The sequence below is a fragment of the Acetobacter pasteurianus genome (assembly GCF_009914215.2).
Taxonomy (GTDB): domain Bacteria; phylum Pseudomonadota; class Alphaproteobacteria; order Acetobacterales; family Acetobacteraceae; genus Acetobacter; species Acetobacter pasteurianus.
Window position 1 is genome coordinate 2473674 of record NZ_CP039846.2, and the last position, 12491, is coordinate 2486164.

General features: G+C 49.9%; 8 protein-coding genes. 6 read left to right on the forward strand and 2 right to left on the reverse strand.

From position 1 onward, the window contains the following. Nucleotides 1–488 precede the first annotated feature (488 nt). Both FCN51_RS24965 and FCN51_RS24970 read left to right on the forward strand, forming a co-directional pair. Entirely contained in the window at nucleotides 489–785 is a 297-nt protein-coding gene (locus tag FCN51_RS24965) for a hypothetical protein (RefSeq protein WP_244176941.1), read from the forward strand. After that, the gene (locus FCN51_RS24970; protein WP_310256562.1) at nucleotides 782–2233 is read left to right on the forward strand and encodes a PepSY-associated TM helix domain-containing protein; all 1452 of its coding nucleotides are present in this window, start codon (nucleotides 782–784) and stop codon (nucleotides 2231–2233) included. Before FCN51_RS24965 ends, FCN51_RS24970 begins: the two co-directional genes overlap by 4 nt. Before the next feature lie 92 nt (nucleotides 2234–2325). Here the strand turns inward: FCN51_RS24970 and FCN51_RS24975 are convergent, their stop codons facing one another. Beyond that, the gene (locus FCN51_RS24975) at nucleotides 2326–3519 is read right to left on the reverse strand and encodes a cation:proton antiporter (protein ID WP_310256566.1); all 1194 of its coding nucleotides are present in this window, start codon (nucleotides 3517–3519) and stop codon (nucleotides 2326–2328) included. A gap of 600 nt (nucleotides 3520–4119) precedes the next feature. On the opposite strand from FCN51_RS24975, the gene FCN51_RS24980 reads away from it, so the two are divergent. From FCN51_RS24980 to FCN51_RS24995, 4 genes are all read left to right on the forward strand, one after another. Continuing rightward, nucleotides 4120–5616, forward strand: coding sequence for an outer membrane beta-barrel protein (locus tag FCN51_RS24980; RefSeq protein ID WP_012813046.1), 1497 nt, complete (start codon nucleotides 4120–4122; stop codon nucleotides 5614–5616). A gap of 340 nt (nucleotides 5617–5956) precedes the next feature. After that, nucleotides 5957–8413 (forward strand): membrane-bound PQQ-dependent dehydrogenase, glucose/quinate/shikimate family, encoded by a 2457-nt coding sequence (locus tag FCN51_RS24985; RefSeq protein WP_003625926.1) that lies wholly within the window; start codon nucleotides 5957–5959, stop codon nucleotides 8411–8413. Nucleotides 8414–8500: 87 nt separating this feature from the next. Next, nucleotides 8501–9394, forward strand: a complete 894-nt coding sequence (locus FCN51_RS24990) for a transporter (RefSeq protein WP_003630995.1) — start codon at nucleotides 8501–8503, stop codon at nucleotides 9392–9394. Between the two features lie 125 nt (nucleotides 9395–9519). After that, nucleotides 9520–10488, forward strand: coding sequence for a helix-turn-helix domain-containing protein (locus tag FCN51_RS24995; RefSeq protein WP_310256569.1), 969 nt, complete (start codon nucleotides 9520–9522; stop codon nucleotides 10486–10488). 6 nt (nucleotides 10489–10494) lie between these two features. On the opposite strand, the gene FCN51_RS25000 is transcribed toward FCN51_RS24995, so the two are convergent. Beyond that, complete coding sequence (locus FCN51_RS25000) at nucleotides 10495–12429, reverse strand: hypothetical protein (RefSeq protein WP_310256572.1); 1935 nt, start codon at nucleotides 12427–12429, stop codon at nucleotides 10495–10497. Nucleotides 12430–12491: the final 62 nt, after the last annotated feature.

Genomic DNA, 12491 nt, shown 5'->3' on the forward strand with positions numbered 1-12491 from the left:
TGTATTTATGCATGGCCAGGCAACGTGTAAGTGCAAAAATTTATGTTGATAATGATTCTTAATAATGTATGTGTGCAGCAAGCTCTGCTTTTTAACTTGTATGAAAGATGACGTGGCTTTTCCGCATGAGGTTCATGACTTTATATAAACGCATGTGCGGGAAGAGCATGGCCAAATCTTTTCTGTCTAAACGCAATGCGGGTGGTAAGTATGTTTCCTGAATACATGATGTGGGTTGCAACAGGAGCAACTCTTTCGGGGTGCTGCATGCTTTATGCCACGTCTCGTAATCAATACATATTTGCAGCACCTGTTCGCCACAAAGGCGTGTTCAGAACAGTAGGGTGGGGGGAGTTGGCGCTTTCTTTTTGCTGTCTCTGGCAGATCAAAAGCGCAACGGCTGCACTGTTTATGCAAATACTGTTGATGATGCTTGTATGGCTTCTCTTCCCCATTGCTGTTGCTGTGTTAAGGCAACGCTAAGCATTATGCGTAAATATACTTATACAAGCCAGAACTGGTTTGCCAAAGTAACAGCCGCAGTTGTGCCAGGTAATATTCTTACCTTCGGCCTTGTTGGTGTTGTTGGCATTCTCTCCCATGCAGATAGTGATCCACGAACAGCATCTGCTCAGTTTTTAACGTGGCTCACGGTTTTGCTGTGGTGCATTGTTTTACCAACCTGCTTTTTGTTTTCTAATGGCAAGCGGGCTTGGAATTACCTGTCTGTTTCTGCCTTATGTGTTTGGGGCCTGTTTTTTGTTTTAAAGGCTCTACAGGCATGAAAATACGTACAGATATTGTGCAGATGTATCGGGATATCCATAGTTGGGTGGGTATTCTGGCGGGGCTGTTTCTTTTTGTAGCGTTTTACGCTGGAGGTATCAGCGTTTTTGAAGTGCCTCTTCAAAACTGGCTCACCAAACCGGCTGCTTTGCCTGCACCCGTAAGCGTGCAGCAAATGCCTGATCTGATGCAAAAAGCATTCGCAGCTTACCCAGAGGCACAGCAAGAATACACGGTTGTGCTCTCTCCCACGGTTTCTTTGCCCGCCAGGCTGATGTGGCCCGTACAGGCTGGGCAAAGGCATGCCGGGCCAGTGGATATGATAGCTGCTTCACTAGATGCAAAGGGGCATCTGGTTACGGTGAAGCACAAACCATCTGAAGTGGCGCATTTCATAGATGAACTGCACGAAAATGTAGGGCTGCCAGTTTTTATGCCTTACAGTAGATGGTTCATGGGTATTATTGCGCTGTTATATGCCATTGCGCTGGTGTCTGGGGTGATTGTGTTTTTGCCTATGTTGGCAAAAAACCTATTTGCCTTGCGTCTTGTGAAAGAGGCGTGGAAGAAATGGCTTGATATTCATAACCTTCTGGGCGTTTTCAGTCTGCCTTTTCATGTGGTTATTGCTCTTTCATCTGTACTTTTTGCGTATCATGGCGTGATACATAATGTGCAAACCATGATGTTTTCAGCCCCGGCGGCCATTCATAATCACCATTCCCATGCAGAGAAGGTAGACCATCAGCCCGTTGCGCAGAGTTTCCCTCCCACTCTTGCGCCAGAAGAAATTGTGCGCGCTTTGCAAAAGCAGGCTCCCGGCTTTGTGCCAGATGTTTTGAACTATGCAGCAGCAGACAAAGCAAAACAGACTTTATACGTTATCGGGCATGATGAGCATTATATGATGCGTGGCCCGGCTGGTGGCCTTGCCCAGCTTGACCCAGCTTCTGGCAAAATACTTTCTACGGAGTATATGCCTGGCCTCCAATCTGCGCCGTTCAGTATTTTAACCACCTTTTTCGCACTACATTTTGGAAGTTTTGGTGGAAATGCAGTAAAATTTGGATATTTAATACTGGGCTTGGTTGGGGCATTTCTTTTCTATTCTGGTAACAGGTTGTGGCTGATATCGCGCTATAGAAAAGAGCAGAAAAACGGGGCAACAGAACCTGGTAAGGGCACCAAATTTCTTACGCGTTTAACATATGGTAGTATTTTTGGCTGTGTTTCCGGTATTTCTGTTCTTATTAGCACAGCGCTTCTCACGCCTTATTTGGGAAGCTATTTAAGCGTCAGCCTTCTTTATTACGCCGTTTTTTGTATCTGCCTTGGGGTGTCTTTTGTGGTGCCAGATACAATGCGCGTACGCGTGCTAGGAATGTGCGCTGTAATGACAACTCTTGCCATTCCATTGATATACGCTTGTAAATCTCTGATATCTTAGGCTTGTTTACCTGCCGGCATATATAAAGGTTTCATATTATATATGCCGACAGTACGTTTTGTATTTGGGGCTGTAACGCAGAATACTGTGGTTTAACGTGGCGGCAGAAGGCGGAAGAGTGGCCCAGTTAATACGGTGGAAACAACTGCCAGCACCATCAAAGAGGCAAAGGCAAAGTCGGAGAGCATGCCTTGCTCATGCAAGATAGTGGCGGCAACAATTTCCATTAGTCCCTTGCATTGCAGAAGCGCTCCAATACCCAAGGCTTGTCTGGGCTTCAGCCCCGGTGCGGGCGGAAACACATAAACCGCGCCAATCTTGCTCAGGATAGAAATGCCCACCAAAGCAAAAGAGGCTATGATGGAAGGCCAGGTCAGGGCATCTCCATTTATGCGTAGCCCGCTGTGGCCGAAGAACATTGGTGCCAGCCAGATAAGGGCAAACGTTCCAACCTGCTCTATAGGTAGGCGTCTAACCCAACTTGGCGGCATAATTGCACCGGCAAAGTATGCGCCTATCAGTTCATGCAATCCAAGCTGCATGCTGGCCCATGATCCGGCAGCCAGATAAATGGGAACCGTTACCCAGATAACCCATGCAGGAGGGTGACGAAAATGGCGAGAAGCCCAGTTACCAGCCGCAGCTAGCCCAACCAGTAAGGCAATGGCCAGAAATTCCAGCCCTGTCCAACCATGGAGAGCCGCTGTGCCTCTATGCGCAAACTGTAAAACAGCAAGGCCAACCCACAAGGCCGCATCATCTACTACAGCAAGCTTAAGTGCCAATTGCCCTAACGGACGTTGGGCAGCATCAAGTTCTCTTACCACCCCAATCAGAACCGGAAGTGCGCTTACGGAAATGCACAAACCGATGGAAGCTGCGGCAATAAGAGGTGAGGCCAGGGGGGCTTGCCATCCATGCAAGGGCAGAAAGCAGGTATATGCCAAAAAGGATCCCACCAGAAAGGGAATACCTAAGGCAACACCAGCACCACCTAACAGACGGCCCAGAGAGGGGGAGGCTATGGCATGGGCAGATGTGTCACCCTCTGGGTGCTGCCACATTTCCAAGCCGGCGGTAAATGCCAGAACTAATACAGCAACCCACCCGATGGTATCACCATAAGATGAGGGAATGCCCAGTTCCTGAATAGGGGCATGCCATACTGCCAGCAGAATGCCAATAAGAATAGGTAATACAACAATGGGCAGGGCTTTATGCAGAAGGCGCCACAGCACCCAAGGAAGGAAAACAAAAATTGTGGCATCCGTGAAAAGCGATGTCATTGCTGTGTCGTTCCGTCCCTTGTTGTTGAAGACTGATCCTTTGTAATCGAAAACCATGATGGTATGCAAATTTCGCATATCAGAATGAAACGATATGTTGCGTGTGCACAGGTTTGGGGTGAATTACAACGGCACGCGTATAAGAAACATATCTAAAGTATATTATAAATATAGATAATTTATAATATGTAGAAAACATATTAATATTTCATTTTCACTTTGTTCTTAAGAAATGTTGAATTTTTAAGGGATTTGCAAACATCTGGCCGCATGATGTGTGCAAAAGTTTTTAACCAACGCAAATGGATGGGTAAAAGTTGCTGGTAGATTGAACGCTTAGGTTCAGGATTTTAGACCATAAAAAGGAACTGCGGATTTTCTGCAAAGCGAATTGCGTAGAAAACCGTGTTTATTTTGTGGCTGGAGGATTGCCATTTTGCGCACGGTATATTATTTCTAATTCGAAACGTACGTATTGGTCTTGCAACTGCGGTGAAGGCATCATGCAGCTTAATACTTTAACTGTGTTTGGCGGGTGGTAAGTGCAGATCAATACGTTTCGTGTTCGTCACTATTTCTGATGCGCAAGAGAAGTGATACATGCGACAGACCCTGACCGATCGAAGTGCCTTCAAATTTGTATTGCTATCATGTTGCGCTGCATTTTTGTGTGAAACAGGTACGCCAACAGCCCACGCCCAGACATCTGCACCTGCCCAGGTTCAGGTGGGAGACATAGCCAAAACCCTCAAGCCCGAAGAGGCAGAAAAGGGTGCAGGCACACCAACAGATGGGGAAGAACCGCCTGCCACCTCTCTTTCTGAAGAAGAAGAGGCCATGAAGCCCAAGGCGGGCAATCTGTTCCATGTCAAACCCGGCCATACCCCCACATACTGGGAAGGGCTGGAAGGGCATGTTTCCATTGAAGCGGGGATTTCAGGCAACCCCTGGACACGCTCTGGCCGCAACTTTGCACAGTATTATTCAGATCGCGCCAATACAGTTACGCTGAACCAGATCATTGGCTCTCTGTCCCATCCGGTCACATCGGTGGGCAGTGGGTATGGCATCGGCTTTGTGCTCGAAGCCATGTATGGTTCCGATGCGCGGTTTGATCCCACAATCGGCATGGGTTCTGGCTCCTTGCACGGTCTATATCAGTGGGCGCCCACACAGGCGCATCTGGATGTGCATCTGCCGTGGATCTTCAAGCGCGGCATTGATGTGCAGATCGGCCAGATGTACGGCATTATGGGGGCGGAAGGCACACCTGCTCTGGCGCGCCCATTCTACACCTACAACTACGCATCCGATTATATCGTGCCGTTCCAGACGGTGGGTATTCTGGCCACCATGCATCTGACCCGCCACATGGACTGGATTTTGGGGGTGGATGCAGGCAACTCCACAACCTTTGGCGCCTCGGGCAACAACAACAAGCCCAAGGGCTATTTTGGTCTGGCGTGGAACAAGCTGATGGATGGCAAGCTGGATGTGCATGCCATCGGGCATTTTGGGCCGCAGGGCAACAATGGCCGCACCATTGTCTCCCCCACAGGGTGGGTGAGTGCGGGCATTGGCAAGCAGGCCAACAGCCTCATGCAGTATAATGCGGATGTCATGGCTACGTATCATATCAATGACAAGATGACCGTTTCCGTGGATGGCACCTATCTGCACGATGATTCCCTGCGCGATGATGCCTATGGTGTGACAACCTACTTTTCCTACGATATCCACCCCTGGCTGACATTCAATGCGCGTGGCGAAATTTTCCGTGACAACACGGGTGGGGTGATTACGGAATATTCCAGCTTCAACTCGCTCACGCAGGCACTCAGCAACCAGCCATTCCCCTATTACAACGCGTTGCCGACAACCTATGGGGAACTGACGGTGGGTGTCTCCTACCGGCCAGAGTTCGTGAACAAAAGGCTGTCTCTGGGTGGCTTTACCATCCGGCCTGAAATCCGGCTGGATAAATCCCTTAACGGCACGCACCCATTCAACCAGGCTGGAACCGTGCAGAACCCAACCGTCAATAACGGAACAAATAACATGCTCTGGTTCAGTTGTGATGCAACCTGGTCTTTCTAAAGTATTCTTGAAAACATAGAGGTGATAAGAATACGGGAGATATAAAAAACATAATCTCCCGTTTTTCTGATCTTCTATTTTGGAATGTATAAGAATGCTGCATCTGCCTGAATATGTCGGGCTATGCTATTTTGAACACTCACAGAACAGCTGTCTCACCAACTGTCTCACGCATGAGACAGTTGGTAACATTTTCTACAAACTCGCGTGAAAAACAGGACAAAAGTGTGACGATATTGCGTCCTTTTGTGTTGTGCAGGGCCATTGGTCGCTGCGGGGGTATGGTGCCTTAAAATCATGCTGTCGTAACGGCTCGTGAAACTGTAGAAAGAGCACGAGTATGCGAGAGAGTCAGGCGAGGTTATTCTCGCTCATAACCTCTATTCTGCTGGCCATTGTGGGGCTTTTCCTCTTCTTTGGCGGCGCGGAACTTCTGTTTCTTGGTGGTTCCTGGTTTTATATTATTGCTGGCGGTGTCATGCTGGGGGCCGCTCTTAGCGGTTTTCGCAAGCCTGCTCTGGCTATGCGGCTGTATGCAGCTTTGCTGCTTGTGGCCACTATCTGGTCTTTATGCGAAGTCGGGCTGAATATCTGGGGCCTGGAAGTCCGCCTGTTTACGCTTATCGGGCTTGGTGTTTGGCTGCTGCTGCCGGGTGTCTGGCGTTCGGGCAATAGCTGGCTGACTGATAAGCGCGAAGTTCTCGGTTCCTTGGTGGTTTCCTGCCTTGTTGTCGTGGCAAGCTGCTTTAGCTCTTATTCCATTGACGGCACCGTACCGGCAGACCGTATGACTGCAAGCGGTCAGTCTGATGAGACATCAGCAGGTGTGCCAGATGGGGATTGGACAGCCTATGGCCGCACCGTTGGTGGAGACCGCTACACCCCATTGGGGCAGATTACAGCGTCCAATATCTCGCATCTGAAGCGTGCATGGGTTACCCGTACAGGGGATGTGCAGCAGCAGGGCGAAGGCACTGTGGCTGGGCCAGACCAAGGGCATGAGTTCAACCTGGAACTTACGCCCATTAAGGTTGGTGATACACTTTACATGTGCACACCCCATAGCTGGGTGATGGCGCTGGATGCAGCCACAGGTAAAGTAAAGTGGAAGTTTGATCCGCACCCCGCAACGGCAGATTTGGACAAAAACGTCTATCTGGCTTGCCGTGGTGTGTCTTACTACCATATTCCCGATGAAATTCAGACAAGCTGCCGTAACCGCATTTACTCACCAGTTGCTGATGTGCGCATGGTGGCCGTGAATGCAGAAACCGGTAAACCCTGTGAAGATTTTGGTGATCACGGCTTTATTTCCCTGCGCCAGTATCTGGGCCATGTGCCGCACGGGTTCCATTTTGTAACCTCACCCCCAATGGTGGCCAAAAACCGTGTGATCACTGGTGGGTGGATTTTTGATAACCAAGCCAATTTCGAGCCCTCCGGTGCTATCCGTGCGTTTGATGCGACAACAGGTGAAATTGCCTGGGCGTGGGATGCAGGCCATCAGCCGGAAACATGGAAGCCAGGCCCGAATGATGAACTGACGCGTGATACCCCCAATGCCTGGGGTGTTTACACGGCAGACCTCAATCTTGGTCTTGTTTACATTCCTACAGGTAACTCTCCGCCAGATAACTGGGGTGGAAGCCGCCGTCCGTTTGACGATGCAACATCCTCTGCCACAATCGCTCTGGATATTGTAACGGGTGAACGCCGCTGGACCTACCAGACCGTGCATCACGATCTGTGGGATATGGATATTCCCTCCGGCCCATCTATGGTTGAATTGCCCGGCCCGAATGGTGAGCAAATTCCAGCGCTGGTGCAGAGCACCAAACGTGGTGAGTTCTTTGTTCTGGACCGCCGTACCGGCACACCTGTTCCGGGGTATCCGGTGGAAGAAAAGCCGGTTCCCACAGCAGGCCATGCGCCGGATGACCGCGTATCTCCTACGCAGCCTTATCCTGTTGGCATGCCTTCTCTCACACCAGCTAATCTTAAAGAGTCCGATATGTGGGGGGCAACGCTGCTGGATCAGATGATCTGCCGTATCCAGTATCGTCAGTCTGCTTACGAAGGGCAGTTCACACCACCGCATGTGGGCAAAACAACCATTGTTTATCCTGCATTCTACGGTGTTGTAGACTGGCAAGGTATTACCATTGACCCGCAGCGTAAGATCATGCTGGCCAATGCAAGCTACCTGCCTTTCCGTATCAAGCTGGAAAAACGTACGGGAATGGAGCAGGCCGGTACGCTGCCAAAATGGACTGGCAGTGGGGAAGAGCCCGCACCTAAAGGTGATGCCCTTTCTGTTTCTCCAGATTACGGCACACCCTATATTGCGCTCACCAACCCGTGGCTGAACCCACTACAGATCCCCTGTAAGGGGCCGGTCTGGGGCACGCTGACGGCAATCGATCTGGTTACCAAGAAGATTGTCTGGCAGCACCCTGTTGGCACAACGCGAGATACGGGGCCTTTCCGGACCCATAACAACCTGCCTTTGCCTACCGGTATGTATAATATTGGCGGCAACATTGTTACCAAAGGCGGCGTTGTGTTTATGGGTGCCACAGCAGATGACTATCTGCGGGCCTTTGATCTGGCGAGCGGCAAGGTGATCTGGCGTGATCGTCTGCCAGCAGGTGGGCAGGCTACACCAATGAGCTACGAAGCTGGTGGCAAACAGTACGTGCTGATTGCAGCCGGTGGTCACGGTGGCCTTGGCACCAGAAGCGGTGATTACATTATCGCTTACACACTTGATGGTGAGAAAGCTTCTCCCGCTCAGTAACGCGTTAACACATTGGGGTTCCAGTTTATCTGGAACCCCGCATCACGCGTTTATTTGATTGTTACTGCTACTTATCGGAATATTCATATGCGTTTGATAGAAGGCGGGGAGCGTCTGCTTTCCCTCGTGCGTTTCGTCATGCCTACTGTGATCGTGTGTCACGTAGTTCCTGCGCGAGCTGCGGATATCACGTTGGGTATTATTGGCCCTCATGAATATGACCTTCCTGTAGATTTCAAGCCGTTTAACGTGCTTGTGCAGTATGGCGATGGAAATGCCGCAGGCCATAGCTATGGCAGTGGTGGACAGCGCACGCCCACCGGTGGCAGCCACACGTGGTCGGGTATGACAAAATATGTGCATTTCCGTAGCTTTGAAGCCATCCCCCATGTTGGGTTTGCTTTTGAGCTGATCCAGACGGAAAGCTACAAACTGGCAGATGGCACAAATTATGGTGGGTTAGGGCCAACTATTGTTGGGCCAGCCGCATGGTTTAAGCCCAATAAGCATAGTACTTTTGGCATACAAACCTTTATGCAAACGCCATATGGTACAAGGGATGCAACATCCACCAATTATTGGTCAAATATATCCAGCTTAATATTTGACTATGAATGGAAGCACTTCAGTTTTGATGGTGATGCTGGCACGGTTGTGGGGTCTACAAAACACCAAAAAGACCAGCACAGTTATTCACCCGGCGTGGTATTTTATACCAATCTGCGTTTTAGCTGGAAAGCGACCAAGAAGTTTGAGCCATTTCTTGCGTTTGACTGGCAGAATGTAACAGGAACGCGGGATAATACACTGCGCCAGTATCTGGATAACTCCAACAGCCGTGAAATCGCTCTGGGGCCGGGACTTATGTACAATATTAACCAGCACTTTTCGCTAACAGCCCGTTACTCGCACTCTCTTGAAGGGCGCAATACACCAGAAACGAATGCCTATTACATAAAATTCGTTTACCTTTGGCAGTGAGTTTTATTGTTGAGTAACAAAAACTTTACTTGGTGAAGGCAGGTAAAAAATAAAATACACAATATACCTATGAGAGTTATGTTTTTTATGTATAAGAGGAAGGCAACGTTAGTAAAGTCTTTAATATGTCCTTGTCGGATATGGTAGAGCCCCTCGCGATGAATACACGGCCTTTTTCTCAGCGTATTGATTCCAAAGCAGAAAGTCCGGCAGAAACAGTCCAGAAATCCTGGATACGTTGCGAGACATCCTACCAGCTAGATCCTTCCCAAAAATGGAAGGCCGATGTGTTGTGTGGTGCAGAATTTCGGCATGTCAGTAGCCGGTCCGCATTGCTTTTGCGCCAAGCTTCGGAAGAAATGCAGCACCTTTTTGCTTTGGTGCAAGGTTTGGGCCTTATGGTGTTGCTGGCTGACCCAAATGCCATGATTCTGGCGCGTTGTGCGGATGAAACACACCTTTCTGTTTGTCGCCGCCTTAATTTGCGTGAAGGTGCTATCTGGAGCGAAGCCATTGCGGGCACAAATGGTATTGGCACTTGTGTAGAGGACAGATGCCCAATCTTTCTGGGGCGCGGCGCGCATTGGCGCTTCTGTTTTTCCTTGCTGATCAGTTACGCTGTGCCGATATTTGATGCGCAGGGGCGGGTAGCAGGGGCTCTAAACCTTGCATCCATGAATGGCAAAACAGAACAGCCCATAGACAAATTGCTTATGGAAACGCTTGCGCAATCTGGTCGGCGTATTGAAGAACAGCTTTTCCGTAACAGTTATGAGGGGCAAAAAATACTTACCTTGGGTTCTGTTAGAGGCTGCTCGGCACCTTTGGTTTCGATTAACGACCAAGGGGAAATTACGGGCGCAACGCATGCTGCGCGTGAATGGATGGGCTGGACAGATCAAACCATTGCCCAACATCCCAATTTGCTAACGGAACTGGAAGAAGGTTCGGAAATCAGTTTCCAAAAGGCAGAAGAAAACGTTATCCGCTCAGCTTTGGCTGTTTCTCAGGGGAACGTCACGCAGGCTGCTCGTGGTTTGGGAATTAGCCGTGCAACGCTTTACCGCAAGATGAAAAGTTTTGGTATTAACTAAAAGCCTTTACTGAAACGGGAAATACCGGAAAGTAACGTAAACTGTGTTGCCCGATGTTGCGGGGTCTACGCTATTGCCATGTCCATCATTCCCCTTAAAGGCGAACTTGCGCACAAAGGTATATTGCAAGCCTGCCATCATGCTTCCGTAACGGCCTTGCAAAAAGTGCCACCAGCCGCCAGCGGTAAAGGAGGCAAGGGTATGTGTTTGTGCGCTACACACTCCAAATTCTACATCGCACCCAGCCAGATCCAGATCGTTTACGCCGTACCCATATTGTTTGCCATCTGCGCCAATATAACGTTTGCGGCCAGCAGCTTCTACGCCTCCATATGTATAAAGCAGCACAGAAGAATTGGGGTGGCCCACCAAGCCAAGTGACCCCATAATTTCGGGAACAGGCGTTAACTGCCCACGGCCGTTGAATGTTGTATCTGGTATCTGGGTTGGCCCATAGCGCCCAATACCATCACCGGCCAGAACATCACCGGTAAGGTGTAGGCGGTTTGTGCCCAACGGAGCTGTCATACCCGCACCTACGCCACCGCCAAAATGCGTATGCTTTTTGGTGGTTGTTGCACCCGGTTCTACAGCAAGGGAGCGGAACCAGCGTGCAAGGCCAAACACTTCATAATGACCGAAGGATGTATCTGCTGCGGCCTTCAAAATCATGTCTGGAACAGGGTTGTAAGAATAATTTGTTGCTGCGTTCAGCAACATCCCCCCAGTATTGGCATAGTAAACACGGGCACCTTCTGCTTGCCCACGCGCAGCAGGAATGGTGCTGCCAGAACTGATGGTGGAAGAGAAGCCAACAGTGGCCTGAGGGTCCTCAATAGAAAGGCCCAGCCAGTATTTCTGGTTCCAGTCCTTGCCAATGCGAATTTGAGGTACGCGGGTAAAGACAATACCTGGCAACTGGTTGTTATCTGTAACAGCGGGCAATTCTTCCTGGCGGGGAATAATGCCTTTGGCGTAGTTTGTGGCCAAGCTCCATGCTTGCCCCATAAGAATATGCAAGCCCCAATCTTTTTGGGTGAACGTAAAGTAACCTTGCCGCAGGCGTGGCGTATAGCCGTTAATCTGCACACTGTTGGTTGTGCTGCCAGAGCCCGCAAAATCACTTTCAACATAAGCCTGCAAGCGGGAAGACTTGCTGGGGTTGGCTTCCATCAAGATAGACAGGCGGCTGAGCTGGGCGGAAAGCCGTTCTTCAGACAAGCCGTGGTTGGGGCTGTTGGCGTAAGGAAAATTGCCCCAGCCCGTTGCCGGGCCGCTGGTCATGTTGGAGCTACGCCAGATGTTGGACATATCTATAAAACCACCGAGTTTTACAGATATCCCACCAATACTGAAAATGGGCGGTAGCCTATCAACTTCTGTTTGCGTAATGGCCGTAGGACTGGAAGATGAGAGGTCGATTGAAGAATGGCTTTTTTCGTCTGCATCTGTGCTGGCCGCCACATCGGATCCAGAGGCTCCGGGTAGCCATTTAAAGCCTAGCCCACCTTTGGCTGTGCCTCCATGTGTGTCGGATGCTGTTTTGACGGGAGCTTCATCTGGTGAGAACCGAATGGAAGGATCTTCCCGGTCTGCTGGGTTTGCGTAAGCGGTGGCAAGTTTATTGCTGGTACGTGGGGTGGAAGGTGAGGTGGTGCCGTGGGCAACATTACGCGTAGGGGCAGAGGTGCCTGCATGCCGTTTGGCCTGACGGGATTCAATAGCTTCTACTTGAGCGGCCAATCGGCGCATTTCCGCCTTGATGGCTGCCAGTTCCTGCGCATCATCTGCCAGAGCGGGGGCAGAAAGCAGTATGGCGCAGGTAAGAACGCTCCCTGTCAGTAACAGTTTTCTCATATTTTCCACGGTATGTGCACGCTGAATGCTGTACCATTTCACGATGAAATTATTTGCATGATAATTTTTTATTGAATCATGCATTGAGCCAAGTCCATGAGGGCGCAAAACGTCACGCCCTTTTGAATGATATAAACAAAGCGTGT